The following is a 25,630-nucleotide window of genomic DNA, read 5'->3' on the forward strand; positions in this document are numbered from 1 at the left end:
CTCGGATGTTGGGGGGCCGTACAACTGAGCTGTGCGGATCTGATGACTCACCGCAGCATAGTCGTGCGGTGGGCCGACGCATTGACGACTCGGGCAGACTCTTCCCATGCAAGTTCGCACCCACCTGCCCAAGCGATACACCGTGCTGGCCGGCGGCATCGGCGGTTCCGCCTTCATCCGCGGTCTGCTCAAGGCCCGTCCGGACGCCGAGATCACCGTCGTCGGGAACACCGCGGACGACATCACCCTGTTCGGACTGCGGGTCTGCCCCGACCTCGACACCGTCATGTACACCCTCGGCGGCGGCATCTCGGAGGAGCGCAAGTGGGGTCGTGAGGACGAGACCTGGGTGATCAAGGAGGAGCTCGCGGCGTACGGCGTGGAGCCCACCTGGTTCGGGCTCGGCGACCGCGACATCGCGACCCACCTGGTGCGTACCCAGATGCTCGACGCCGGGTACAGCCTGACCGCGGTCACCGAGGCGCTGTGCGCGCGCTGGAAGCTCCCGGTGCGGCTGCTGCCGATGAGCGACGACCGGATCGAGACCCACGTCGTCGTGGACGACCCGGAGCAGCCGGGCCGCCGCAAGGCCATCCACTTCCAGGAGTACTGGGTCCGCCACCAGGCCGGCATCCCCGCCCACCAGATCGTTGCCGTCGGCCAGGACAAGGCCAAGCCCGCGCCCGGTGTGCTGGACGCGATCGCGGACTGCGACGTACTGATCGTCCCGCCGTCCAACCCGGTCGTCTCGGTCGGCACGATCCTCGGCGTACCGGGGATCCGCGAAGCGGTGCAGGCGACCGCCGCGCCGGTCATCGGGCTGTCCCCGATCATCGGCACCGGCCCGGTCCGCGGGATGGCCGACAAGGTGCTCGCCACGGTCGGCGTCGCCGCCACCGCCTCGGCGGTCGCCCGGTACTACGGCTCCCGTACGTCCGGCGGCGTCCTGGACGGCTGGCTGATCGACAGCTCGGACGCGATCCAGGCGGATTCGATCGCCGGTGCCGGAATTCACGTCCAGGCCGTCCCGTTGTGGATGACGGACGAGACCACCACCGCCGCGATGGCTGACGCGGCACTCACCCTCGCGGAGGCCGTACGGCGATGAGGAAGCACCTGGAGATCTTCCCGGTGACCGGGCTGCCCGAGGTGGCGGCCGGGGCCGACCTGGCCGCGCTGATCGCGGACGGTACCGACCTGCGCGACGGCGACGTCGTCTCGGTGACGTCCAAGATCGTCAGCAAGGCGGAAGGCCGGCTCACGTACGGCACCCGCCGCGAGGCCGTCGACGCCGAGCTCGTCCGGGTCGTCGCCCAACGCGGCGACACCCGGATCGTGGAGACCCGGCACGGCCTGGTGATGGCCGCGGCCGGCACGGACACGTCCAACACGGCCGCCGGCACGGTCCTGCTGCTGCCGGTCGACCCGGATGCGTCGGCGCGGATCCTGCGGTCCGCCCTGAAGGAGCGGTACGACGTCAACGTCGGCATCGTCGTCACCGACACCCTCGGCCGCCCCTGGCGGAACGGCCAGACCGACGTCGCAATCGGCGCCGCCGGCGTCCGCGTCGTCGAGGACCTCCGCGGTACGACGGACAGCCACGGCAACGTCCTCGCCGTCACCGAACCCGCCCTCGCGGACGAGATCGCCGGCGCCAGCGAACTGGTGAAGGGCAAGGCCGACGGCGTACCGGTCGCCGTACTGCGGGGGCTCGAGGACGCCGTCCTGCCGGTGGGCGAGGACGGGCCCGGGGCGCGGGCGCTGGTGCGGGACGCGGAGCACGACATGTTCAGCCTCGGCACCCGGGAGGCGGCGCGGGCCGCCGTACTGGACCGGCAACCGCCTGCTGGGCCGCGCGAGCTCGACCCTCTGCTGTTGTCGGACCTGGCTGCCGACGGCGTGCTGGTCGAGGCGGGTGACAACGCTGTCACGGTGTCGGGCTCGGACCCTGTCACGGTCGGCGTCGTCGCCGAGCGGGTCGCCGTACTACTGCACGCCGAGGGCTACGGGGTCGCGGTGCAGGCCGGGCCGGGCGCGGCGGCGACGATCACGTTCGGCTCACGGTCGAAGTAGTTTTCTAGGCAACTTCTTAGGGTCACCTCGTACACTGCCTTCGCACGGCGGCGCGGTGGCCGCCCCTATCCGGGAAGACCAACACTGTGGGTAAAGCGTCGTCGCAGAAACAGTCGCGCCGCCAGATGATCGAGAAGATGCAGCGCGAGCAGGCCGCCTCGGACCGCCGCCGTACCATCATCATCGTGGTCTGCTCGATCGTGGTCGGACTCGCCATCATCGCCTACCCGGCGATCAAGCTCGTCCAGGACTCCCGGACCAAGAACCAGGCCCTCACCGACTTCGGCGTCGCCGCCGGCTCCGCCTCCTGCGACCCCATCACCAACGACACCGCCGGCGGCACCCAGGACCACCGCCCCGACGGCGAGAAGATCCTGTACTCCGTCTCCCCGCCGTCATCCGGCCCGCACTACGCCGTCTGGGCGCCGTTCGACAAGAAGTTCTACTCCACCGGCGACCGCCCACCGGTCGAGAACCTGGTCCACAACCTCGAACACGGCTACACGATCCTCTGGTACCGCGACACCCTGCCGAAGGACCAGATCGACAAAATCGAAAAGATCGCCAAGTCGAAACTGCCGGACACGTCGCTGAACAAGTTCATCGCGGCCCCCTTCAAGTCCTCCGAAGGCAAGCCCTGGCCGGACGGCAAGAACCTCGCCTTCGCCCACTGGAGCGGCCCGGGCGCGGACCAGAAGTCCTTCGGCCACCGGCAGTTCTGCGGGTCGGTGAGCGGAGACGCACTGAAGCAGTTCATGGAGAAGTACCCCGCCACCGACGCCCAAGAACCCAACGGCGGCTAACCACCCGCCGGCGGCTGCCCCGCCCTGGGTGACCGTGCTGCCGGCATCGACCGCCCGGTGGCGTGGGCACTGTGGTTGACCTGCTGCCGGCGGTGGCTCTGCTGCCGGGCCCGCGGCTGTGGTGCAACCAGCGGTGGCTCTGCTGCCGGGCCCGCGGCTGTGGTGCAGCCGGCGGTGGATGTGCTGCCGGGCCCGCGGGAGTGCAGCCGGCGGCGGATGTGGTGTTGACGGCTGGCGGATATGGTGCCGCCGGCTGGCGCGGGTGGTGAGTGAGCAGACGTGGTGACGGGTGGCTGCTGCCGACCCACGCGTGCTACCCACGTGCTCCGGTCGCTGCGCTCCCTCCCGCGCCGGCTACGCGCGCTCCGCCCCACCCCGCCGGCTTAGCGCCGGGATCCACCCGGCTGCCGCCGAGCAGTTACCCGCGGCTCACAGCTCGGCGCACGTCCTTCGCGAGGCCGCAGGTGATGAGTGGTGAAGGTAGCAGCGCGACCAGCGAACGTGGTGCCTGAGCGGATGCGGTGACTACGCAGACGCAGTGCGCAGGAGTGCGTGGTGGGTAAGCGAGCGTGGTGCGTACGGGTGGTGCGTAAGCGGACGCCGGCTATTGCGCATGCTGTCAGCCCGCGGTGTTCCGCGAAGCCGAGCGGGGTGAGTGGTTCGCGGCGTGAAACCCGACCGGCGCGGCCGGGCGGCCTGCCGGGTGCCTGAACGGTGACTGTGAACACCGTGTGGTGTCTGGCGACAGGCAATTACCTGTTCACCGCCCCCAGGAGTTGTCGCACCATCCCGCACCAGCTCCGCCAACGCACTCACCCGCGAGCGCCAGCTCGCAAGTCGCCCGCGGCAGCGGGCGGCATGCTGGCGCTAGGCCGACGGGGTGGGTGGGAGCGCGCGTAGTAGGTGCGGGAGGGAGCGCAGCGACCGGAGCACCTGCAGATCACTCGGGGCGAATCACATCCATTCGTTCAACACACCCGCCTGTCCCCACGTATGTAGCAACCACCCACCACCTGCGGCCCCACGCACCACCTCCGCCTACGCACTCACCACGAGCGGCAGCTCGCAACTCGCCCGCGGCAGCGGGCAACTCCCGGCCGCAGCCGGGTGCATCCCGGTGCGAAGCCGGCGGGTGGGTGCGAGCGCGCGTAGCAGATGCGGGAGGGAGCAGAGCGACCGGAGTATCTGCGTAGTACGCGTGGGGCGAACCACAGCACCTGTCAGCCCTCCACCCCCACGAACCACAGCACCTGTCAGCTTTTGGCTCAGATGTAGTCGGCGTGGTCTGACTGGACCTGGGCTACCAGTTCCTTTACGCGTTCGCCGTCCGATAGTGGGCAGACCATTGTCACGTCTTGGGTGTGGACGATGATGTGGCTGCGGAGTCCCACCGTTGCGACCAGATGGTCCGGATCGTCGGTGACGATGATGTTGTCGTGGGAGTCGAGCAAGCAGCTCAACGTGCTGCCATCGAAGCGATTCCCGTTCGGATCAGCCTCGTACGTGTCCGCGAGCGAGGCCCAAGACCCAACATCCAGCCAATGCACAGGCATCGGTACGACGACCACGTCAGCATCGACCTTGCCCTGTGAGGCCGGTTCCATCACCGCGAAGTCGACGCTGATCTTGCGAAGGTTCGGGTAGACCTCGGCAAGAGTGGATTCGCGTTCAGGCGTGTCCCAGACCGCGGCGACCTCGCGAAGGCGAGCAGCGGACTCGGGCAGCAAGGTATCGAGGACGTTCAGCACCGTCGACGCCCGCCACACGAACATCCCGGAGTTCCACCAGAAGCGCCCGGTGGCCAGGTATTCCTCGGCGGTCGCGCGGTCCGGCTTCTCGCGGAAGCGGTCCACGACGTACGCCGACGTACCTTCAATAGGTGCACCGCGTTCGATGTAGCCGAGGCCGGTGTGGGGGTGGGTCGGCTCGATGCCGAAGGTGACGAGGGAGCGCCCGCGGGCCTCGACGACTTCGAAGCCGTGCTCGATGGCGGCGCGGAACTCGTCCTCGGGGCTGATCAGGTGGTCGGAGCCGACGAAGGCGACGACGGCGTCGGGGTCGTTGCGGGCGACGACGGCTGAGGCGAGGCCGATGGCGTTGGCGGTGTCGCGGCGGGCGGGTTCGCCGATGATGTTGTGCGGGCCGAGCTCGGGGAGTTCTTTGCGTACGACGTCGGTGATCGCGCCGACCGTACAGACGTAGATGTTCTCCGGCGCGACCAGCCCGAGCAGCCGGTTGTACGCCACCCGCAGCAGCGACTGGCCGGCCGCCAGCGGCAGCACCTGCTTCGGCCTGTCGTCTCTGGACATCGGCCAGAGCCGCGTCCCCGAACCACCTGCCAGGATCACCACGTTTCGCATGCAGAGACCCTACCGGTCGTCACCAGGCGGAAGCCGGAGGTGTTGCAGGTCCGGGGGTACGGGCGTATCGGCCGGCTGCCAGAAGAGGTCGGGCTGGCCGTCGATCCCGGTCGCGGGGGCGTCGGTGAGGCGGAAGCGGTCGCGGAGGCGGCCGTAGAAGTCGGTGGGGCGGAGGCGGACCAGCCGGAGCCGTTGGGGTGAGCCGTAGACCCCGATCCAGTCCCCCGGATCGAGTACGCCGCGCAGCTGCCCGTCGATGCTGACGGCGGCCTGCCCGGAGTGCGGCAGTACCCGGAGCGCGATCGCCTCGTCCGGCGCGGCGACGACCGTACGGTTGAACGTCATGTGCGGCGCGACCGGTGTGAACACGATCGCCTCGGTGTTCGGCGAGAGGATCGGCCCGCCGGCGGCGAAGCTGTACGCCGTCGACCCGGTCGGTGTCGCGACGATGACCGCGTCCGCGGAGTACGACGCCAGCAGCCGCCCGGACAGGTACACCCCGAGCGCGACCTGGTGATCGCGCGCGAGCTTCTCCACCACTACGTCGTTCAGCGCGGTGACGTCGAGCGCCATCCCCCAGCCGTCGCCCTCGGCGACCTCGTGCCGGACGGGTGGCGGGGGCAGCGCCGGGCCGTGCCCGTACCGCAGCAGCGACTCGATGCCTTGCGGGATCTCCAACGGCCGGGACGCGCGCATCGTCAGCGTCATCCGTTCCTCGTACGTCGCTCCACCGTGGTGCACCGCTTCGAGCGCGGCCTCGACGTCCTTGCAGGCGACCTCGGTCAGGAACCCGACCTTGCCGAGGTCGACGCCGAGGACGGCGGCGTTGTTCTTCGCCGCGATCCGCGCGCCGCGCAGGAACGTGCCGTCGCCGCCGAGCGTGACGACCAGGTCCGGGTCACCGGCGTGGTGCAGCTCCGCCGTCCCGGACCGCCGTTCCTCGTGGTTCTTCCAGACGTCGATGTCGGTACAGCCGATGCCGTGCGCGGTCGCCCAGCGCCGGACCGTCTCGGCGGTCTGGACCGCCACCGGCCGACCCTGGTGAACCACCAACCCAAGCCGTGAAATCGCCACACCACACGGTAACCCGGCTATTCGGCGGCCCGGACGATCGGATCTGTCTCGTCGTCGAACTCGCCGATCACCTCTTCGAGCAGGTCCTCGAGCGCGACCACGCCGATCGCCTGCTCGCCGCCGCAGACCACCGCGAGCTGCGAGCGTTCGTCGCGCATGATCCGGATCGCGGTCGCCACCGGGGTCTTGTCGCCGAGTTCGAGCGCGGCCATCATCAGGTCCGACGCCCGGCTCGTGGTGTCGCCGGCGGTGGTGGCGCGGGCCGCGTCGCGGACGTGCACGATGCCGCAGATGCCCGCGGACCCGTTGACGACCGCGAGCCGCGAGTGGCCCTCGCGCCGGCTGGTCAGCTCGACTTCCCGGGCGGACGCGGTCGCCAGTACGGTCGACAGCTGCGCGATCGGCGTCATCACCTGGCCGACTGTGGTGTTCTGCAGCGCGAGCATCGCGGTCAGCAGTTCGTGCTCCGGTTCCTCGAGCGTGCCGTGTTCGCGAGAGGACTCGATCAGCAGCCGCAGCTCGTCCGGCCCGTGCGCGTTGGCGATCTCGTTCTGCGGCGTGACGCCGACCAGCCGCACACACAGGTTCGCGATCCAGTTCAGCACGCTGAGCAGCGGCCGGAACACGTACGTGAAGCCGCGGAACGGCAGCGCCAGGATCAGCGCGGACCGCTCCGGGTTGCTGATCGCCCACGACTTCGGCGCCATCTCGCCGAGCAGGACGTGCAGCAGGCCGATGCCGCCGACCGCGATGATCAACGCGATCACATGCCCGACGTCCTCCGGGATGTGCGCGAGCTCGAACAGCGGCTGCAGCAGATGCGCCACGGCCGGCTCGCTCAGCGATCCAAGACCCAGCGTGCACAAGGTGATTCCGAGCTGCGCGCCCGCGAGCATCAGCGACAGCTCGCTGACGCCGGCGATCGCGGCCCGCGCGGACCGGCTGCCGGACGCGGCCAGTTCCTCGAGCCGGTGCCGCTTCGACGCCACCAGGGCGAACTCGGCCGCGACGAAGAACCCGTTCAGCGCCAGCAGGACGACAGAGATGATCAACGCCCACGTCGTACTCACGCCACACGCTCCATCAGTACGATGCCCGGCACCCGGCGCTCGATCGTCTGCACGGTGAGCCGGACGCTCTCGGTCGGCAGCGGCTTGCCGTCGTGGTCGATCCGCTGCGGCAGCTCCACCAGCAGCGAGTCACCGACGTCCGGGATCCGGCCGAGCCGCGCCATCACCAGCCCGGACACGGTCTCGTAGTCGTCGCTCTCCGGCAGCGGTACGCCGGTCGCCTGCTCGACCTCGTCCAGCCGCCAGCGCGCCGGGACCACCCAGGACCCGTCCCCGCCCTGCACCAGGCCGGTCTCCGGCAGGTCGTCCTCGTCGCGGATCTCGCCGACCAGTTCCTCCGCGATGTCCTCCAGCGACACGATGCCGGCGAACCCGCCGTACTCGTCGACGACGATCGCGAGCTGCCGGCGCGCGGTCCGCAGCCGTTCCAGTACGGCGGGCAGCGGCAGTGTCGTCGGTACGGCGACCGGCTGGGTCGCGAGCGATCCGACCGCGATCGTCGCGCGGTCGGCCGGTTCGAGTTCGACCACGTCGCCGATCGCGACCACGCCGATCACCTCGTCGACCGACTCGCCGATCACCGGGAACCTGCTGTGCCCGGTGTCCTGCAGCTCGACCACCCGGGTCAGCGGCTCGTCGCGGTGCATCGTGACCACGTCGACGCGCGGCACCATCGCCTCGCCGGCGGTCCGGCCGCGGAAGTCCAGGCCGCGGTCGAGCAGCCGGGTGGTGTCCTCGTCCAGCAGGCCCTGCTCGTACGACGTCTCGATGATCCGGTCCAGCTCCTGCGGGGTCGCGCCCTGCGGCAGTTCCTCGACCGGCTCGATCCCGACCCGGCGGAGGATCCGGTTCGACGCCGAGTCGAACAGGTGGATCAGCGGGCCGGCGATCGTCAGGTACAGCAGGGTCGAGCGGGCCAGCCGGAGCGCGATCGCCTCGGAGCGCGCGATCGCCAGGTTCTTCGGCGCCAGCTCGCCGAGCACCATCTGGATGATCGTTGCCAACAGCAACGCCAGGATGACCGAGACGGACAGGCTGACGGCCTGCGGTACGCCGGCCCCGCCGAGCAGGTGCTGCAGGCCCTCGCCGAGGTACGGCTCCGCGAAGTACCCGGCGAGCAGCGCGGTGATCGTGATGCCGACCTGCGCGCCGGACAGCATGAACGACAGCCGCTCGGTGACCTTCAACGCCCGCGCGGCCGCCGCGTCACCGTCCGCGGCCAGCGTCTTCAGGCGGTTTCGGTCGACGGCGACGTACGCGAACTCCTGGGACACGAAGTAGCCGGTGGCAACGGTCAGCACCAGGATCAGGCCCAGGCCGGCCAGGATCAGCATGACCGCACCCTATGAGAACTCGAGCGACTGCAGTACCGCGGGGTCGGTGACGTCCAGTCCGTCCTCGGCCGCCCGGGTGTACGCGCGCATCCGGAACGCGTCACCGCCCTCGGCCGTCTCCCCCGCGATCCAGTACGCGACCGTATGCAGGTCGTCCCGGCCGACCGCCAGCTCGTCGACCAGGTACCGGCGGACCGAGCGGACCACGCCGGCCTCCGCCGCACACCACGCCTGCAGGCGACCCGGCGGGCGGGTGAACGTCCGGACGGCCTGTTCCAGCACGCTGTCCGGCCCGGTGACCGGCGGCGAGTGGACCCAGTGCACGTCGCCCTTCACCAGCGACCGGTCGGCCGGCGACTCCGTCTGCAGATACACAGTCGACGGTACGTCGAGACTCTCGACGATCGCCGCGATCGCGGGCAGCGCTGTGGAGTCGCCGATCAGCAGGTGATGGTCGACGTCGCCGGCGTGGAACTCCCGCCGGATCCCGAGCAGTACGGCGGTGTCACCCGGGCGGGTGCTGCTCAGCCAGGTCATGAGGCCGCCCGTCCTGGGCTGCGGAGCGCCGGGAGCGAAGCGACCAGAGCACGGGCGCTCCACCGTCGTAACCCGCTGCGACGGAGTCGCAGCATCCGATGCAGTGATCGCCGGTCCGGAGCCGTGCTGTGCGACGTCGAACACGAGGCGCCGGGTGTCCGGGTCGAACGTCCGGACCGTGAACGCGCGAGTCAGCGGCGTCGGGCGGTCCGCCGGCCAGACGGGCGCGCCGGCCGGGCTGATCTTCGGCATCTTTACACTGCCGAGGCCGTCCGGCGGGATCACCAGCTTGAACGCGTCCGCCGGGCGGATCGTGCGGTACGCCGCCAGCCCGTCGCCCTGGACCGTCACCCGGCTGAAGCCCGGGGTCAGCGGTTCGACGGACTCCACCCGCACCGGGCAGATCACCCGCGAGTCACCGGAGCGGGTCAGCCGCCTGATCTCTCCGCGTATCGTCGTACCCCTCACAGCTAGTTAGGCTAACCTAACCAGCCGGGGCGCTCGAGGGCGCTACCGAGGGATGGACAGCTTCACTGCCCGCCCTCCGGGAGCCTGTCTCCCTCAGCCCCCTCCGCCTGCGCAGGAGCAGCAGCTTCCGGCTGCCTGGGAGCAAGAGCAGATACTTGCGCCGGAGCACGCGCAGCTGCTGGAGCCGGTGCTGGAGCCGGTGCTGGTGCAGCTGCTGGAGCCGGTGCTGGTGCAGCTGCTTGCGCAGCAGCAGGCGCTTGCGCCGGAGCAGGAGCAGCTGCAGGCGCTGGCGCGGGAGCTGGCGCCGAAGCTGACGCAGGAGCTGGCGCCGAAGCTGGCGCAGGAGCTGACGCCGAAGCTGGTGTCGGCGCCGCAGCAGACACAGCTGCTTGCGCAGGATCAGAGCAGGCGCTCGCGCCGGAGCTGGCGCCGGCGCGGCTGCTTGCACAGGAGCTGGCGCCGAAGCTGGTGTCGGCGCCGCAGCAGGCACAGCTGCTTGCGCAGGATCAGAGCAGGCCGTCGCGCCGGAGCTGGCGCCGGCGCGGCTGCTGCGCAGGAGCAGGTGCTTGCGCCGGAGCAGGTGCTTGCGCCGGAGTGGGGCCGGAGCAGCTGCTTGCGCCGGAGCTGGTGTCTGTGCGACGGCTTGCGCAGGAGCAGGCGCAGCTAGTTGGGCTGCGCCTAACCAGCCGGGGTGACCGAGGGCGTTACCGAGGGATGGACAGCTTTCACTCCCCGCCCTGCGCGCGGCTGTCTCCCTCAGCCTCCTCCGGCTGCGCAGGAGCAGGAGCTTCCGGCTGGGTCGGAGCAGGAACGGATGCTTGCGCCGGAGCAGGAGCAGCGGCTTGTGCCGGAGCTGGTGTCGGCGCGGCTGCTTGCGCAGGAGCAGGTGCTTGCGCGGGAGCAGGTGCTTGCGCGGGAGCAGGTGCTTGCGCCGGGGTGGGTGCCGGGGCGGTTGCTTGTGCGGGGACTGGAGCGGTTGCTTGTGCGGGAGCCGGTTGTTGGGTGGGAAGGGTTGTCTGGGGTTGAGTGGCGGCCTGTGACTGAGCTGAGTTTTGGGGCAGTTCGTCGTCGCCCTGGCGGGCCTTCTCGAACTCCTTCATGGCCTTGGCGGCGTTGCGGGTCAGCTCCGGGAGCTTCTTCGCGCCGAACAGCAGCACGACGATGACCAGGATGACGATCCATTCGCCGCCTTCGGGCAGCGCGAGTTCTGGCACCATGACCGACCCTTCTCTCCACTCTTTGCCTCCAACGTACGCCGATCCACGAACCGTAGGGTGGGCCATATGTCACAAGTCCTGCCCGAGCTGTTCGCGCACGCGGTCCGCCGGGACGGCGCGAAGCCGTTCCTCACCTACTACGACGACGTCTCCGGCGAGCGGATCGAGCTCAGCGCGGTGACCACCGCGAACTGGGTCGCGAAGACCGCGAACCTGCTCGTCGACGAGTACGACGTCGAGTCCGGCGACACCGTCGCGATCGGGCTCCCGCCGCACTGGCTCGGCGTGGTCTGGGCGCTGTCCACCTGGTCGGCCGGCGCCGCCCTCACCAGCGGCACCGCAACGATCGCGATTACCGGCCCGGACGTCGCCGTCCGCGGCGACCGTGAGACCGTCGCCTCCGCGCTGCTCCCCCTCGGCGGCCGCTTCCGCGAACCGTTGCCGGACGGCGTGCACGACTACGGCGCCGAGGTCTACAACCACCCCGACGTCTTCTCCCCGTACGACGCCCCGACGCCCACGTCCCCGGCGTACGACGATCTCACCCACGCGGAGCTGATCGCCGCCGCGGACCCGGTCGCGGACCGGATCCTCGTCACCCGGACGCTCACGGACGCCGACGGGCTGGGCCTGCTGGTCGGGGTGATCGCCGGAGGTGGTTCGATCGTGCTCTGCCGCAACCTGGACGCCGCGAAGCTGGAGCGCCGGGTCGCGGACGAGAAGGTCGACCGAATCCTGGAGGGGTAGTGCGACGGTTCGAGGGCAAGGTAGCGCTGGTCACGGCGGCGGCGCAGGGGATCGGGTCGGCGGTCGCGCGGCGGCTGGCCGACGAGGGCGCGTCGGTCGTGGTGACCGACCTGCAGGAGGACAAGATCGCGGAGGTCGCGAAGAGCATCGGCGACCGGGCGCTGCCGGTCCGCGTCGACGTGACGAACCGCGACGACGTGGACGCGGCCGTCGCGGCCGCGGTCGAGCGGTTCGGCCGGCTGGACGTGGTGGTGAACAACGCCGGCGGCTGCATCGTCCGGTCGGTGCCGGAGGACGCGACCGCCGAGGAGTTCCACGCGCAGCTGGACCTGACGCTGGTCGGCGCGTCCCGCTGTATCCAGGCGGCGCTGCCGCAGCTGGTGAAGCACCGCGGCAACGTCGTCACGATCAGCTCGGTGAACGGCCTCGCGGCCTTCGGCAACATCGAGTACGCCGCCGCCAAGGCCGGCCAGATCGCGCTGAGCGTGAACTACGCGGCCCGGTACGGCGAGCTCGGCGTCCGCTTCAATGTCGTTGCCCCGGGCACCATTCGGACCCCGAACTGGGACGACCAGCCGGAAACCCTGGAGCGGTTCAGCAAGATGTACCCGCTGGGCCGGGTCGGTGAGCCGGAGGACATCGCGGCCGCCGTCGCGTTCCTGGCGTCGGACGACGCGTCCTGGATCACCGGCCACACGCTCCCGGTGGAGGGCGGTGTCCTGACCGGCCCAGGCGGGATGAACCTGGGCCCGTCGGGCTTCTACAAGAAGGAGTACTAGACCCGCCCTAGGCCGGCCAGGCTTCCCATGCGGTCGCGAACATCCGGTCGACCGTGTAGGTGTTCTGCCAGCCGAGGTCGCGCGCCGCGAGGTCGCCGTTCGCCACCACGCGGGACGGGTCGCCGGGCCGGCGCGGGCCCTCGGACGGGGTGAAGTCGATCCCGGTCACCCGGCGGGCGGCGTCCATGATCTCGCGGACCGACGTACCGGTGCCGCTGCCGAGGTTGTAGACGCGCTCGAGGGTCTTGCCGGACTCGAGCGCGCGGGCGGCCGCGACGTGCGCCCGGGCCAGGTCGGCGACGTGCACGTAGTCCTTGACCGACGTGCCGTCCGGTGTCGGGTGGTCGGTGCCGTAGATCTGCGGTGTCTTGCCCTGGGTCAGCAAGTTGCACACGATCGGGAACAGGTTGTACGGGCTGGCGTCGTAGACGGCCGGGTCACCGGAGCCGACCACGTTGAAGTACCGCAGCGAGGTGTGCCGCAGGTCGGTGGCAGCGGCCTGGTCGCGGAGCAGCCACTCGCCGATCAGCTTCGACTCGCCGTACGGCGACTGCGGGTCCGGCGCGGTGTCCTCCGTCACCACCTGATCGCGAGGCGTCCCGTACACCCCTGCGCTGGACGAGAAGACGATGTTCCGCACCGACTTCTCCGCCATCGCCTCGAGCAGCGACACCATCGCGGTGACGTTTTGTGTATACGTATGCAACGGCCGCTCCACCGACACCCCGGCGTACTTGAAGCCGGCCAGGTGCACGACTCCCTCGACCCCGTCGAGCGCCTCCCGCACGGCCGCGCCGTCGAGCAGGTTCGCCCGCACGAACGGCACGCCGTCCGGGACGAACTCCGCCTTCCCGCTCGACAGGTCGTCGATCACGACCACGTCGATCCCGTCCTCGCGGAACGCCCGCACCACATGCGCTCCGATGTACCCAGCACCACCAGTCACGAGCCACGTCATGTCTCAGATCCTGCCATCCGATCACCGGCAGCACCCGCGAAACGGGCCGAACCCGTACCAACTAGCAGACAGTTGCCAGCCAGAAGTAAGCCAGCTCGGTCCATTCCACCGGCCGCCCGACGTCGGCGGCGAACTGCTCCCGGGCCGGGAAGTTCTTCAGTACCTCGAACGTCCGCCCGTCGGCCAGCTGCCGCGTCTGGTACGTGTCCCCGTGCGCGGTGGTCCGGGTGATCGGATGGTTGCTGCCCTCCACATACCGGTTGTCGGCGAGGATCACCACCCCGCCCGGCTCGACCCGGTCCAGCAGCCCCTGCGCGAACCGCCGTACGTCGGCCCGCGGCACGTGCGACCAGAAGAACCCGGCGAAGACCGCGTCGAACGTCCCGTCCACCGCGCCGAGGTCGTACGCGTCCGCGATCTCGAACCGTACGTCGGTGTCGCCGTACGACCGGGCGCGTGCCTTCTCCAGCGGTTCCTCGTTGACGTCGGTCGCGACCACGGACCGTGCCGTGGTCGCGAGCGCCGTCGTCCAGTAACCGGTGCCGGCGGCAACTTCCAGTACCGCGCGGCCTTCGACCAGCGGCGGCAGGAGGGCCCGCAGGCGCGCGATGTCCTCCTGCCGTTCCGGCTTGTCGTAGACGGCGTCGTACTCGCCGGCCCGCTCGCGGTAGTAGTCCCGGAGGTCAGGCACGGGCCCGGAGTTTCGGTGTCAGCAGGAAGGCTCCGACGTACAGCAGCGCGGCGATGATCAGCAGTCCGTGGAAGCCGATCACCAGCGCGGCGTACTCGAGGCAGCCGCCGAGCATCGCGCCGAGCAGGTTCGCGCCGAACGACGCTGTCCCGTCCTCGGTGTCGGTGAACCGTTTCGCGAAAATCACGTTCGCCGCGAAGATCGGCAGGAAGGCGATCAGCACCGCGACCACCGCGCGCAACCCGACCGGCATCCCGAGCAGCCAGCTGTCCGGGAACACCCACGACAACGCGAGCCCGCCGAACAGCACCGCGAACATCACCTTCACCGGTGGCGTCTTGAACCGCCTCGTCACTTCGACCGCGGCGAGCACCGCCACCAGCACGCCGGCGAACACGATCGCGTTCACGACCCACGTCGTACCGAACAGCAACGCGAACCCGGTAATGCTCTTCGTCTCCAGCAGCATGAACCCGGCGCCGAGCAGGAACAGGTCGGCGTACGGACGCATCCGCTTGTACGACGCGCCGCCGCCGGCGATCCCGACGCCGACGAGGCCCGCGACCAGGATCAGCCCGAGCGTGATCAGGTACAGCGACGGGATCCGGTCGGTGAACAGGTACAGGAACGGACGGTTGTCGGTCGCGGGCGGCGGCGTCGTCGAGGTCGCACCGGCCCACTCGGTCGCACACGTCTGGTCCTGCTCGGTCAGCCCGACCGTGACGACCGCCTGCTGCAGGCCGTCACCGATCTTGTCCACACACGGCTTGTGCCCGAACGCGGTCTCCGCGGTCGACGCCAGCCGGTCGATCAGCCAGGTCTCGCGGTAGTAGTTGTACATCGCGAACGCGCCGCCCGGGTTCAGGTGCTCCTTCGCGGACTCGAACGCCTGCTTGGTGAACAGGTAGCTTTCCAGCCGCAGCGAGCTCGCCCCGTTGACCAGCGTCAACGAGTCCGGCAGCGCCAGCAGGATCATGTCGTACTTCTTGTTCGTCCGGGACAGGTACGCGCGTCCGTCGTCGATGTGCGACGTCACCCGCGGGTCCTGGTACGGGTGGTCCGGGTTCAGCTGCTTGCCGAGGTCACGGATCCGCGGGTCGATCTCGACCGCGTCCACGTGCGCCGCGCCCTTCTTCAGCGCGATCGCGACATCCGACCCGGAGCCGGCGCCGATGATCAGCACGTTGCCCGGCTTCTTGCCGGCGGCCGCGCGCTCGTACGGCAGGCCGTACTGCGGCTCCCACTGCAGCCGGGCGTCGGCCGGAATCGCCTGCTGGTGCGGCACGCCGTTCACGGTGATCGTCAGCAGCGGGACGCCTTCCCAGGTGTACTTCTTCGTCTTCACCTTGTAGTACGGCGACCAGCTGAGGTCGGGCCGCGTCGACTCGTGGAACAGCACGCCGAGCATCACCAGCAGCGGCGCCAGTACGAGCGCGGCACTCACCGCGGTGGCGACGATCCGGGTCCCGGCAGCGGTCCGCGGGATCATCAGCGCCGCGAACACGATCGTCACGACCAGGCCCCACCAGATCGGCGGCGCACCGAGGAACGACAGCGCGGTGAACGAGACGATCCCGACCAGACTGCCGACCAGGTCGAAGCGGTACGCCGTCAGCCGCGGCAGCTCGGAGAAACACCGGCCGACGAGCTCCGCCGGACCGGCGAGCACCACCGCCGCCGCGACGAAGATGACCGGCAGGATCACCCAGACCGGCGGGCCGGTGGTGTTCAGGCTGGTGAAGTAGATGACGCTGGACGAGCTGCCGCGGTCAACCGTGACGGGTTTCCACGCGATGACCAGGACGAGCAGGCCGAGCATGATCGGCGAGTAGTACGGCAGCCGCTTGGCGCGACCGGACCGCAGTACCCCGATCCCGATGCCGAGGAACGAGCCGAGCAGGACGAAGTTCGAGAAGTAACTCAGGTGGACGACGTTCGAGCCGGTCCAGCGGATCAGCGCGAGCTCGGTGAACAGCATCAACGCACTGGACGCGACCAGCCGCGTCCTCACTCCGAAAGGGCTCGGCCAGCTGGGCGTGGAGACGTGGTCGGTTGCGGAGTCGACAGCCATGCGGGGGGACGTTACCGGATATCGAAGTGGCGTGCGTCACCCCGCAGGCAATCTTCTTCAGGCTTTTCCAGACCTTCAGCGACGCCGGGCCGGCTTCGGGAGTTCGCAGCCCGCCTTGTTCAGGTCGATCGCGCGGTCGGCGGTCAGGCAGGTGTAGAGCCACCAGGTCTGCTCGCCGTACGCGGCACCTTTCTCGACCGTTACGTTGCCGTTCGCGTCGACTTCACACGGGTTGTTCACCGTGCAACGCTCGCCGTCCTCGTTGCCGGTGTTGTTGATGCCGATCATCTCGCCGGTGGTGGTGCTGACCACGGGCGATCCCGACGTACCGCCGATCGTCTCGCAGCCGGGCTGGTGGTACTTGATCGAGTTCTGCCAGGTCCAGTCGCCCTCCCGCAACTGCGGGATGGTGGCCTGCACCGAGCAGGTGTAGATGCGCTTCCAGTAGCCGGAAACGACCGCCATCCCGGCGCCGTCGGCGGGCGCCTGCTTGGCGAGGGTCAGCGGGGTGACGTTCAGCCGGCTCTTGATCGAGGCGTAGGTCTCGTTGACCTGGTACACGATCAGGTCGGTCTTGGTCATGGTGCCGAACAGGATCTTCTCGGCGCGGACCGTGCCGGCCCGGCTGGAATCCGGGTTCAGCAGCGTGATCGACCGGGTCGACGCCTTGTTCACCAGGACCTGACCGGGCTGCAGGAACCCGCCTTCGTAGCAGTGGCCGTTGGTGAAGACGAGCGCCTTGTCGGTGTCGACGGACTCGGCGTACCGGACGAGGGAGGCCGAGCAGTTGTTCAGCGCGGCGATCCCGGAGAAGTCGGCACCGGGGGCGGCGGCTTGGGCCGCGGTGGTGCCGAGCAGGGTGGTGGTCGCGACCGCTGTGGCGGCCAGGAGCGTACGGAACAGTTTCATGGGGGCGGTTTCCTCACTGGTTGTACGTAGAGGACTTCGTAACGCATTCGTCGGCCGCGGACCATCACAGCTGTGTGAAGCAGGGTCAGGTCAGGGGTTTTCCTGCGCTCCGTGTCCGGACTGCTACCCTTCGTCTCCGGATCCGCCCGGGTGCGAACCATCGGTACCACCGGCACGTCGTACCGAGTGATGACAAGCAACCAGGTACGGTCGGGAGCAGACCGCCCGGAGGGAACTGCCTGGGACTTTCAGGGGAAGGACGTCATGCCGCAGGAGAAGCCAGACCTGCGCAGCCTCCGCGAGCCGGTGCGGTTCAAGCGGGCGCTGACACTGCTGTTGATGACGCTGATCCTGCCAGGATCGGCCCAGATCGTCGCAGGTTCGAAGAAGGCCGGCCGCTGGGCCTGGCGGGTGGTCGCGGGGCTGATCGCGCTCGTCGTGTTCCTGGTCGTCCTGGCGCTGATCTGGCGCTCGGGGACGATCAACATCCTGGCCAGGCCGGGCACGCTCCGGCTGGTGCAGATCCTGCTGATCGTGCTCGCGCTCGGCTGGGCCGCGCTGTTCGTGGACGCGTACCGGATCAGCCAGCCGCTGATGCTGGAGCGCAACCACCGGCTGATCACGAGCATCCTCGACGGCGCGCTGATCTTCGTCGTGGTCGGGGCGCTGATCTACGCGAGTGTGATCGTGAACACCCAGCGCGACTTCGTCGCCAGCGTGTTCGGCAACACCACGACCTCGAAAGCCGACAAGGGCCGCTACAACGTGCTGCTGATGGGCGGCGACTCCGGCGCGGACCGCGTCGGCACCAGGCCGGACAGCATGACCGTCGCGAGCGTCGACGCGAACACCGGCCGGACCGTCCTGATCGGCCTGCCGCGAAACCTGGCGAAGGTCCCGTTCCCGGCCGGTACGCCGCTGGCCAAGCAGTTCCCGAACGGTTTCCACTGGAACAACTGCAAAATCGAATGCCTGCTGAACGGCGTCTACACGTACGCCGCGAACCACAAGGACCTGTTCCCCGGCAACCCGAACCCCGGGGAGACCGCGACCGCGCAGGCGATCGAGGCGGTCACCGGGTTGAAGATCAACTACTACGTGCTGATCGACCTGACCGGCTTCCGCGACCTGATCAACGCGGTCGGCGGAATCACCCTGGACATCGGCAAGCGGGTGCCGATCGGCGGCGAGACGTCCCCGATCAAGGGCTACATCGAGCCGGGGAAGAACGTCCACCTGGACGGCTACCACGCGCTCTGGTTCGCCCGCTCCCGCGCCGAGTCCTCGGACTACGACCGGATGGCCCGGCAGAAGTGCGTGATGTCCGCGATGCTGAACCAGCTGTCGCCGCAGACCGTGCTGACCAAGTTCCAGGGCATCGCGTCGGCCAGTAAGGAAGTCGTCAAGACCAGCATCCCGGCCGGTGAACTGGGAACCTTCATGGACCTCGCGCTGGACGCGAAGAAGCTCCCGGTGTCAAGCTTCTCCGCGGTCCCGCCGCTGATCAAGTCCAGCGACCCGGACTTCGCGGTGATCCGGGCCAAGGTCGCGGAGGCGATCGCGAAGTCCGAATCGCTGGACAACGACGGCCCGGGAGGAGACGGTAAGACCTCGACCACTCCGCGTAGTACCACGGGGACGTCCAGCAGCAAGCCCAGCACCACCCACAGTACGAAAAGTCCGAGCAAGAAGCCGACAAGCTCAACCTCCACACCACCCGCCAACGGCGTCGACGACGTCGCATCGATCTGTAAGGCCTGACCTGATATGCCGCTGTCCCACTGGCCACCCGTGTCCGTCGTGATGCCCGTGCTGAACGAGGAACGCCACCTCGAGGAGGCGGTCGGCCGCGTCCTCGACCAGGACTATCCGGGTGAGCTCGAAGTCGTCCTCGCGATCGGCCCGAGCAAGGACCGGACCGAGGAGATCGCGGACAAGCTGGCCGAGAAGGACCACCGGATCAGCATCGTGCCGAACCCGACCGGCAAGACGCCGGCCGCGCTGAACGTCGGGATCGCGCACGCCAAGCACGACATCCTGGTCCGGGTGGACGGGCACGGCGCGCTCACCGACGGGTACATCACCCGCGCGGTCGAGGTGCTGGACGAGAGCGGCGCGGACAACGTCGGCGGCGTGATGGCCGCCGAGGGCCGGACGCCGACCGAGATGGCGGTCGCCTGCGCGTACCGTTCCCGGCTCGGGCTCGGTGCCTCGACGTTCCACCAGGGCGGCAAGGCCGGCCCGGCCGACACCGTGTACCTCGGGGTGTTCCGGCGGGCCGCGCTGGAGCGGGTCGGCGGCTTCGACGAGACCATGCACCGCGCCCAGGACTGGGAGCTGAACTACCGGATCCGCAAGACCGGCGGGCTGATCTGGTTCAGCCCGGACCTGTCGGTGACGTACCGGCCGCGGTCGTCGCTGTCCGCGGTCGCGAAGCAGTTCTTCCACACCGGCCAGTGGCGCCGCGAGGTGATCCGCCGGCACCCGGAGACCGCCAGCAAGCGGTACCTGGCGCCGCCGGTCGCGGTGATCGGCCTGGCGGTCGGCACGATCCTCGGCATCATCGGCCTGGCCACCGGCGTCAGCTGGCTCGACATCGGCTTCCTGGCCCCGCTGGGCTACGCCCTGCTGCTGATCTTCGGCTCCGCGATGGAGGGCCGGTACCTGCCCTGGAAGGCGCTGTTCTGGATGCCGCTGGTCTGCGCGACCATGCACGTGTCCTGGGGCCTCGGCTTCCTGGTCGGCCTCCGGGAACGCCCGAAGACCGCGAGCTGACCCCGGGCTAGCCGGCCCTGGTCGACGCGATGTAGGCGTTGATCACCTCGTCGACCGGGCCGTCGAGCTTCAGTACGCCGGCGTCCAGCCACAGCGCGCGGTTGCAGGTCTCCTGCACCACGTCCAGGCTGTGGCTGACCAGGAACACCGTGCCGGCCTGGTCGCGGAGCTCCTTGATCTTGCGCTCCGACCGGACCCGGAACTCGGCGTCGCCGGTGGCCAGCGCCTCGTCGACGAGCAGGATGTCGTGCGCCTTCGCGGACGCGATCGCGAACTTCAGCCGGGCCTGCATGCCGGACGAGTACGTCGACATCGGCAGGTCGATGAAGTCGCCGATCCCGGAGAAGTCGACGATCTCGTCGTACCGGCGGTCGATCTCGGCTGCGGACATGCCCATCGCCAGGCAGCCGAGGACCACGTTCCGGTCGCCGGTGAGGTCGTTCATCATCGCCGCGTTGACGCCGAGCAGCGACGGGCGGCCGCCGGTGTAGACGGCACCCGAGGCCGGCGGCAGCAGGCCGGCGATCGCGCGCAGCATCGTCGACTTACCGGAGCCGTTGCGGCCGATGACGCCGATCGCGTCGCCCTTGTACGCCGTGAACGAGACGTTCTTGACCGCATGCACCTCCCGGATCGTCGGCCGGTCCTGGCGGTTGATGATCCGCCGCAGCGCGGTCGCCGCCGTCCCCTTGCCGCCCTGACCGGCGATCACCTTGTAGATGATGTCGACGCGGTCGGCGATGACCGTCGGTTCAGCCTCGGCCATATCGGTCCTCCGCCCGCCAGAAGTACCAGAAACCGGCCGCCAGCATCACGAACGACCAGGCGGTCGCGATCGACCAGGCGTGCGGCAGCTCGTTCTTCAGATGCTCGTGCAGCAACGCCCGCCGGACGACGTCGATGTACGCCGAGATCGGGTTGAACGCCAGCACCTGGACGACCCAGCCCGGCGCGTGCAGCTGGGACAGCTTGTACGGCAGCGAGAAGAAGATCCCGGACGCGTACAACCAGGTCCGTGTGATGAACGGCAGCAACTGGCTGATGTCGGTCACGAACGTCCCGATCCGCGCGAAGATCAGGGTGATGCCGATGTTGAACATCACCTGCAGCAGCATCGCCGGGACGATCATCAGCCACCGCAACGTGGGTCCTTCGGTGAAGCCCACGACCAGGAACAGCAGGCCCATCGAGATGAGCATCTGGTTCAGCTCGTTCAGCACGTAGGCGAGCGGCAGGGTCGCGCGCGGGAAGTGCAGCGTACGGATCAGCGACAGGTTCAGCGCCAGCGAGCGCGACCCCTCGGTCATACAGCGCTGGGTGAACGTGAACACGAAGACACCGCTGAGCAGGAACGCGACATAGTTGTCGATCCCGTTCTTCGTCCCGAGCAGGACGCCGAAGGCGAGGTAGTACACGCCGGCGTTCAGCAGCGGCGTGAGGATCTGCCAGATCGAGCCCAGGCGGGCCCCGGCGTACATGGCGTAGGTGCGTGCGGTGGCGTAACTGACGACGAACTTACGACGGCTCCACAGCTCGCGCAGGTACGAGCCGAGTGGCGGGCGGATCGAGCTTTTGGTGAGTCCGTAGCGTTCGGCGAGCGCGGCCGGATCTGTCACCCCGGGCGGCCCTGTCGGCACTGCGGCGGTCGGCATTGCGCCAATGTACTGCGGTCCGTGACGGGGTCGTGACGCAGGTCAGCCCACTAAGCGGGCTTTCAGGTTACTGAGGTCGTTTTCAGTAAGACCACCGCGCCGCAGGTATGCCTCCGGCCCGCCGTAAACGGCATCCAGATGCCGCAGAATCGCCACGATCGACTCGGCCCGGGTGTCCCGGAACTCCATCATTTCCGGGTGTTTCGACACGTCCGGCTCCTCGGCCAGCTGCTCCTCCAACCAGCCCGCGAGCCGCGACTGCGTGAGGTAGTAGTCGGCGACGATCTCGTCCTCCGGTACGCCGGCGACGCTCAACGCCAGCGCGACCACCATGCCGGTGCGGTCCTTGCCGCCGTGGCAGTGCACGACGACCGCGCCGTCCGGTTCGTCCGCGATCGCCTTCACCGCGGCCGCGAACAGCTCGGGCCGTTGGTCGAGCATCCAGATGCAGGCCTCGACGATGGTCGGCTGCCCGTGGTCCGGATCGGCCGGGTCCTGCAGCGACTGCCGGACCGCGAGCGGCGTACCGGTGAACGGCGTCGGAAAGGCCGCTACTTCGCCGTCGCCGCGCAGATCGAGGATCCGCGCGACGCCGGACTGCCGGACCGCGGCGATACCGTCGGCGTTCAGGTACTGCAGGCTGTCGGAGCGGATCAGTACGCCGTCCTTCACCACGCGTCCGTCGGCGGTCGGCAAGCCGCCGACGTCGCGGACGTTGCGGCACCCGGGCCAGTCGAGGTCCATGTCAGCGGTCCTGCGGGCGGTCGGGGTTCTGGCCGGGGTTGTAGGGCGGGGGCGCCGGGAAGGTGTTCTGCTGCGGTGGCATCGGCTGCTGCGGGTAGTTGCCGGGCGGGTAGTTGCCGGGCGGGTAGTTGCCGGGAGCGCCTGGCTGGGTGGGGAACGTGGTGGCGGGGCGGCGGCTGCGGTTCTTGCGGATCAGGCCGATGGCCAGGAACGTCGCTCCGAGGCCGATGAAGATCAGCAACGAGAACACCGTCGCGAGGATCGACAGCACGAACGCGACGATCGACGACTTCGGCCCGGCCGCATAGGTCGCGCTGGTCTCGCCGTCGGTGCAGGAGATGCTGTAGTCCCCGGCCGGCACGGTCGACGTCGAGCGCGCCACGACGTACCAGGTGTTGCCATTGATCGTGATCGTCTCGGACCCGCCCGGCTTCTTCGTCGGTACGTCGTTGCCGTTCGCGTCCTTCACCGTGCACGGCGGCGCGAGCACCGGGACCGACGCGTAGATCGTCAGCCCCTCCTTCTTCAGGTGCACCGTGCCACCCTCGATCGGCTGCGGCGACCGCGGCGCGGTGACGACGATCCGCCAGACGAAGAACGCGGTCAGCACCGCGCCGACCACGAAGCAGATGATCGCGAGCGTCGGCAGGATCGACTTCTTGGGCGCTGCTGCCATCCCGGGTTGGGTCATGGCTGCACGGTATCGGTTGTCAGGGTACGCCGAGCAACCGAAGACCCGCAGCCGTAGCGGCAGCCCCGACCACGACCAGCACGAACGGCACCTTTCGCCAGGCGAGTACGCCGCCGACCAGTACTCCGGCCGGTCGGGCGACTCCCGCGGGGCCGTGGCCCTGGGTGAGTGCTGCCGTCGCGACCAGCGCGGTCAGCAGGACGATCGCGGCCGCGGCGAGCACCTGCTGCGCCTTCTCCGGTACCTCGAACCGGCTCCGCAGCGCGGGCCCGGCGAACCGCAGCGAAAAGGTGCCGACGGCAAGTACTCCGATCCCGGTCAGCAGCAGCGGTGTGTTCGTCATCGGGCCACCTCCAGCGCGGGCTTGTCCGCGCGGTAGAACAACAGACCGGCGAGCGCCAGCAACACCGGGACGCCGGCGGGCAGGAACGGCGTGGCCGCGAGTGCGATCACCACCCCGACGAAGGCCGCCGTCCGCGTCCGGCGATCGCGCAGCGCGGGCAGGACCAACGCCAGCAGCACCGCCGGGAACGCCGCGTCCAGCCCGAAGACGTCGGTGTCCGTGATCACCGAACCGGCCAGCCCGCCGATCACGACGCCGATGTTCCAGCAGACGAAGATGCCCAGCCCACCGGCCCAGTACGCCGCCCGGCGCTGCGCCGGCTCGTCCTGCCCCATCGCGAACGCGACGTTCTCGTCGGTCATCACATGGCTGCCCGGCCAGCGCCGCCAGCCGCCTCCGATCACGTCGCTGACCGCGAGACCGAACGCGAGGTGCCGGCTGTTCACCAGCAGGCCGGCGATCATCGCCGCGATCGGGCTGCCGCCGGCCACCACGATCCCGACGAACAGGAACTGCGACGCGCCCGCGAACACCACGACCGAGAGCAGGATCGGCACCCACAACGGCAGCCCGCCGCCGACGCTGATCGCGCCGTACGACAGCCCCACGACACCGTCGGCCAGGCAGACCAGGGCGATGTCCCGGGCGAGTCGCCGATCTAGTGTTCGCCATATCGAACGCATGGGCATTATGATGAACACCGGACCGCACGTTCGTCAAGCCGAACAAACAGACCGATGGAGCGAACACCGATGGACAGCAAGGCACCACTGGACGTGATCGCCGCCTCCCTGCGCCGGCACCGGGCGCGGGCCGGCCTGTCGCTGACCGAGGTCGCCAAAAGGGCCGGCGTCGCCAAGTCCACGCTGTCCCAACTGGAGTCCGGCACCGGCAACCCGAGCGTGGAGACCTTGTGGGCGCTGGCGGTCGCGCTCGACACGCCGTTCGCCGCGCTGCTCGACCCGCCGCGCGTGAAGGTGCAGATCATCCGGGCCGGCGAGGGTCCGGCGATCTACTCCGACCACGCCGATTACAGCGCCACGCTGGTCGCGTCCAGCCCGCCGCACGCCCGCCGCGACCTCTACCGGATCGTGGCCTCCCCCGGCCCGGGCCGGCGGTCCGACCCGCACATGCCGGGCGTCGTCGAGCACGTCATCCTCGGCTCCGGCCGGGCCCTGGTCGGTCCCACCGACGACCCGGTCGAGCTGCTCCCCGGCGACTACGTCGCGTACCCCGGCGATCTTCCGCACGTCTTCCAGGCGCTCGAGGAGAACACCGCCGCGACGCTGGTCTCCGAGCACGTCTGACACAAAAAGTTGCCCGGAGCAATCGATGCTCCGGGCAACCACGGGGTACCTCAGACCTTGCGGCCGACCGCGCCGACGATGCATTCCTCGACCTGGTTCAGCGGCTTGAGCCGCGGACCGTCCGGCCACCAGTCGTCGCACAGCACCAGGCCCGGCTCGACCAGCTCCTGGTCCGGGAAGAACGTCATCAGTTCCGCGCGGGTACGGAACCGGCCGCTGCCCATCGGGCTGTGGATGAACTTGTCCTCCATCTTCCGGGCGACCTCGGAGTGCTCCGGGGTCTCGGGGTTGAAGAAGTGTGAGACAACCGTGTACGACCCGGGCACCACCGCGTCGACGTACTTCTGCATGATCTGCGCACCCTCGTCGCCGATGTAGTGGTGCAGCGTGCCGTTCTGGATCACGGCGATCGGCTCGCTGAAGTCGAGGAAACCGCGCACCTCTCGGTTGGCCAGCACCTCGTCCGGGTCGAAGATGTCGGCGCTGACGAACAGCGTGTTCTCGTTCTCCTCCAGCAGCGCACGGCCGTGCGCGAGCACCACCGGGTCGTTGTCGATGTAGAGCACCTTGGCGTCGGGCTGGATCCGCTGCACGACCTGGTGGGTGTTCTCGGCGGTCGGCAGACCGGAGCCGCAGTCGAGGTACTGCGTGATCCCGGCCTGGCCGGCCAGGAACCGGCAGGCGCGGATCAGGAAGTTCCGGTTCGACTTGGCCAGGTCCTGGGCCTGCGGCGCCGCGGCCTGGACCCCGCGCAGTACCTCGCGGTCGACCTCGAAGTTGTCCTTGCCGCCCAGGAAGGCGTCGTACACCCGGGCGATGCTGGCCCGGGCGGTGTCGACGCCGACCGGAATCGAACTTGGCGCTTTGGTGGCATCGACCATCAGTGAACCTCGCAGAAAGAGATCGGGAGACTGTGCGGTCGACTCTACCGAGAGTACGGCCGACTGAACACATCGTGTCGGCGCCCGCGGGTAGACATATTCACGCACCGTTATGAAATGATCAACTGCTGCACACCGGAAGACTG

Annotated in this window: 26 protein-coding genes; 9 read left to right on the forward strand and 17 right to left on the reverse strand. The window is 69.2% G+C overall.

Annotated elements, in window-relative coordinates; translation table 11 throughout:
* Window positions 1–106: 106 nt before the first annotated feature.
* The 3 genes from cofD (at window position 107) to ACXJJ3_RS14585 (ending at window position 2,876) form a co-directional block, all read left to right on the forward strand.
* Entirely contained in the window at window positions 107–1,108 is a 1,002-nt protein-coding gene (gene cofD / locus ACXJJ3_RS14575; protein ID WP_458170569.1) for a 2-phospho-L-lactate transferase, read from the forward strand.
* The gene (locus ACXJJ3_RS14580) at window positions 1,105–2,073 is read left to right on the forward strand and encodes a coenzyme F420-0:L-glutamate ligase (protein ID WP_458170570.1); all 969 of its coding nucleotides are present in this window, start codon (window positions 1,105–1,107) and stop codon (window positions 2,071–2,073) included. The genes cofD and ACXJJ3_RS14580 overlap by 4 nt, the downstream gene beginning before the upstream one ends.
* Before the next feature lie 125 nt (window positions 2,074–2,198).
* Window positions 2,199–2,876: a DUF3105 domain-containing protein gene (locus ACXJJ3_RS14585; protein WP_458170571.1), complete on the forward strand. Its 678-nt coding sequence runs from the start codon at window positions 2,199–2,201 to the stop codon at window positions 2,874–2,876.
* Between the two features lie 1,265 nt (window positions 2,877–4,141).
* Here ACXJJ3_RS14585 and ACXJJ3_RS14590 read toward each other — a convergent pair.
* The 5 genes from ACXJJ3_RS14590 to ACXJJ3_RS14610 all read right to left on the reverse strand — a co-directional run bounded on the left by ACXJJ3_RS14590 (window position 4,142) and on the right by ACXJJ3_RS14610 (window position 9,719).
* Window positions 4,142–5,236, reverse strand: a complete 1,095-nt coding sequence (locus ACXJJ3_RS14590) for a mannose-1-phosphate guanylyltransferase (protein WP_458170572.1) — start codon at window positions 5,234–5,236, stop codon at window positions 4,142–4,144.
* 9 nt (window positions 5,237–5,245) lie between these two features.
* Complete coding sequence (locus tag ACXJJ3_RS14595) at window positions 5,246–6,265, reverse strand: NAD(+)/NADH kinase (RefSeq protein WP_458170573.1); 1,020 nt, start codon at window positions 6,263–6,265, stop codon at window positions 5,246–5,248.
* 62 nt (window positions 6,266–6,327) lie between these two features.
* Complete coding sequence (locus ACXJJ3_RS14600; RefSeq protein WP_458170574.1) at window positions 6,328–7,380, reverse strand: hemolysin family protein; 1,053 nt, start codon at window positions 7,378–7,380, stop codon at window positions 6,328–6,330.
* The gene (locus ACXJJ3_RS14605) at window positions 7,377–8,714 is read right to left on the reverse strand and encodes a hemolysin family protein (protein WP_458170575.1); all 1,338 of its coding nucleotides are present in this window, start codon (window positions 8,712–8,714) and stop codon (window positions 7,377–7,379) included. Before ACXJJ3_RS14605 ends, ACXJJ3_RS14600 begins: the two co-directional genes overlap by 4 nt.
* A gap of 9 nt (window positions 8,715–8,723) precedes the next feature.
* Window positions 8,724–9,719: a siderophore-interacting protein gene (locus tag ACXJJ3_RS14610; RefSeq protein WP_458170576.1), complete on the reverse strand. Its 996-nt coding sequence runs from the start codon at window positions 9,717–9,719 to the stop codon at window positions 8,724–8,726.
* Between the two features lie 187 nt (window positions 9,720–9,906).
* Here ACXJJ3_RS14610 and ACXJJ3_RS14615 point away from each other — a divergent pair, with 187 nt between their 5' ends.
* Window positions 9,907–10,386: a hypothetical protein gene (locus tag ACXJJ3_RS14615; RefSeq protein WP_458170577.1), complete on the forward strand. Its 480-nt coding sequence runs from the start codon at window positions 9,907–9,909 to the stop codon at window positions 10,384–10,386.
* 58 nt (window positions 10,387–10,444) lie between these two features.
* Here ACXJJ3_RS14615 and ACXJJ3_RS14620 read toward each other — a convergent pair whose 3' ends face one another.
* A complete protein-coding gene (locus ACXJJ3_RS14620; protein WP_458170578.1) occupies window positions 10,445–10,936 on the reverse strand; it encodes a twin-arginine translocase TatA/TatE family subunit in 492 nt (163 codons plus the stop codon).
* A gap of 66 nt (window positions 10,937–11,002) precedes the next feature.
* Here ACXJJ3_RS14620 and ACXJJ3_RS14625 point away from each other — a divergent pair, with 66 nt between their 5' ends.
* Entirely contained in the window at window positions 11,003–11,683 is a 681-nt protein-coding gene (locus tag ACXJJ3_RS14625) for a TIGR03089 family protein (RefSeq protein WP_458170579.1), read from the forward strand.
* Window positions 11,683–12,462 (forward strand): SDR family NAD(P)-dependent oxidoreductase, encoded by a 780-nt coding sequence (locus ACXJJ3_RS14630; RefSeq protein WP_458170580.1) that lies wholly within the window; start codon window positions 11,683–11,685, stop codon window positions 12,460–12,462. Before ACXJJ3_RS14625 ends, ACXJJ3_RS14630 begins: the two co-directional genes overlap by 1 nt.
* A 7-nt stretch (window positions 12,463–12,469) precedes the next feature.
* On the opposite strand, the gene galE is transcribed toward ACXJJ3_RS14630, so the two are convergent.
* The 4 genes from galE to ACXJJ3_RS14650 all read right to left on the reverse strand — a co-directional run bounded on the left by galE (window position 12,470) and on the right by ACXJJ3_RS14650 (window position 17,091).
* Complete coding sequence (gene galE, locus ACXJJ3_RS14635; protein WP_458170581.1) at window positions 12,470–13,420, reverse strand: UDP-glucose 4-epimerase GalE; 951 nt, start codon at window positions 13,418–13,420, stop codon at window positions 12,470–12,472.
* Between the two features lie 61 nt (window positions 13,421–13,481).
* On the reverse strand, window positions 13,482–14,111 hold the full coding sequence (locus ACXJJ3_RS14640; RefSeq protein WP_458170582.1) for a class I SAM-dependent methyltransferase: 630 nt from the start codon (window positions 14,109–14,111) through the stop codon (window positions 13,482–13,484).
* On the reverse strand, window positions 14,104–16,182 hold the full coding sequence (locus ACXJJ3_RS14645) for a spermine/spermidine synthase domain-containing protein (RefSeq protein ID WP_458170583.1): 2,079 nt from the start codon (window positions 16,180–16,182) through the stop codon (window positions 14,104–14,106). Before ACXJJ3_RS14645 ends, ACXJJ3_RS14640 begins: the two co-directional genes overlap by 8 nt.
* 75 nt (window positions 16,183–16,257) lie before the next feature.
* Entirely contained in the window at window positions 16,258–17,091 is an 834-nt protein-coding gene (locus tag ACXJJ3_RS14650) for a S1 family peptidase (protein ID WP_458170584.1), read from the reverse strand.
* 264 nt (window positions 17,092–17,355) lie between these two features.
* Here ACXJJ3_RS14650 and ACXJJ3_RS14655 point away from each other — a divergent pair, with 264 nt between their 5' ends.
* Window positions 17,356–18,852: an LCP family protein gene (locus ACXJJ3_RS14655; protein WP_458170585.1), complete on the forward strand. Its 1,497-nt coding sequence runs from the start codon at window positions 17,356–17,358 to the stop codon at window positions 18,850–18,852.
* Between the two features lie 6 nt (window positions 18,853–18,858).
* Window positions 18,859–19,866, forward strand: a complete 1,008-nt coding sequence (locus ACXJJ3_RS14660) for a glycosyltransferase family 2 protein (RefSeq protein WP_458170586.1) — start codon at window positions 18,859–18,861, stop codon at window positions 19,864–19,866.
* Window positions 19,867–19,873: 7 nt separating this feature from the next.
* Here the strand turns inward: ACXJJ3_RS14660 and ACXJJ3_RS14665 are convergent, their stop codons facing one another.
* From ACXJJ3_RS14665 to ACXJJ3_RS14690, 6 genes are read right to left on the reverse strand one after another with little or no spacing between them, the layout of a single operon-like run.
* A complete protein-coding gene (locus ACXJJ3_RS14665; protein ID WP_458170587.1) occupies window positions 19,874–20,632 on the reverse strand; it encodes an ABC transporter ATP-binding protein in 759 nt (252 codons plus the stop codon).
* On the reverse strand, window positions 20,619–21,518 hold the full coding sequence (locus ACXJJ3_RS14670; RefSeq protein WP_458170588.1) for an ABC transporter permease: 900 nt from the start codon (window positions 21,516–21,518) through the stop codon (window positions 20,619–20,621). Before ACXJJ3_RS14670 ends, ACXJJ3_RS14665 begins: the two co-directional genes overlap by 14 nt.
* Window positions 21,519–21,560: 42 nt before the next feature.
* Window positions 21,561–22,262, reverse strand: coding sequence for a tyrosine-protein phosphatase (locus tag ACXJJ3_RS14675; protein ID WP_458170589.1), 702 nt, complete (start codon window positions 22,260–22,262; stop codon window positions 21,561–21,563).
* Between the two features lies 1 nt (window position 22,263).
* Window positions 22,264–22,953: a hypothetical protein gene (locus ACXJJ3_RS14680; RefSeq protein ID WP_458170590.1), complete on the reverse strand. Its 690-nt coding sequence runs from the start codon at window positions 22,951–22,953 to the stop codon at window positions 22,264–22,266.
* 19 nt (window positions 22,954–22,972) lie between these two features.
* A complete protein-coding gene (locus ACXJJ3_RS14685; protein ID WP_458170591.1) occupies window positions 22,973–23,296 on the reverse strand; it encodes an AzlD domain-containing protein in 324 nt (107 codons plus the stop codon).
* Window positions 23,293–23,979 carry an AzlC family ABC transporter permease gene (locus ACXJJ3_RS14690; protein ID WP_458170592.1) on the reverse strand — a complete coding sequence of 229 codons (687 nt, stop codon included), beginning with the start codon at window positions 23,977–23,979 and terminating at the stop codon, window positions 23,293–23,295. The genes ACXJJ3_RS14685 and ACXJJ3_RS14690 overlap by 4 nt, the downstream gene beginning before the upstream one ends.
* A 54-nt stretch (window positions 23,980–24,033) precedes the next feature.
* Between ACXJJ3_RS14690 and ACXJJ3_RS14695 the strand changes: the two genes are divergently transcribed.
* A complete protein-coding gene (locus ACXJJ3_RS14695) occupies window positions 24,034–24,603 on the forward strand; it encodes a helix-turn-helix domain-containing protein (RefSeq protein WP_458170593.1) in 570 nt (189 codons plus the stop codon).
* 50 nt (window positions 24,604–24,653) lie between these two features.
* Here the strand turns inward: ACXJJ3_RS14695 and ACXJJ3_RS14700 are convergent, their stop codons facing one another.
* Window positions 24,654–25,484 (reverse strand): SAM-dependent methyltransferase, encoded by an 831-nt coding sequence (locus ACXJJ3_RS14700; RefSeq protein ID WP_458170594.1) that lies wholly within the window; start codon window positions 25,482–25,484, stop codon window positions 24,654–24,656.
* Window positions 25,485–25,630: the final 146 nt, after the last annotated feature.

It is taken from the genome of Kribbella sp. WER1, assembly GCF_054189145.1.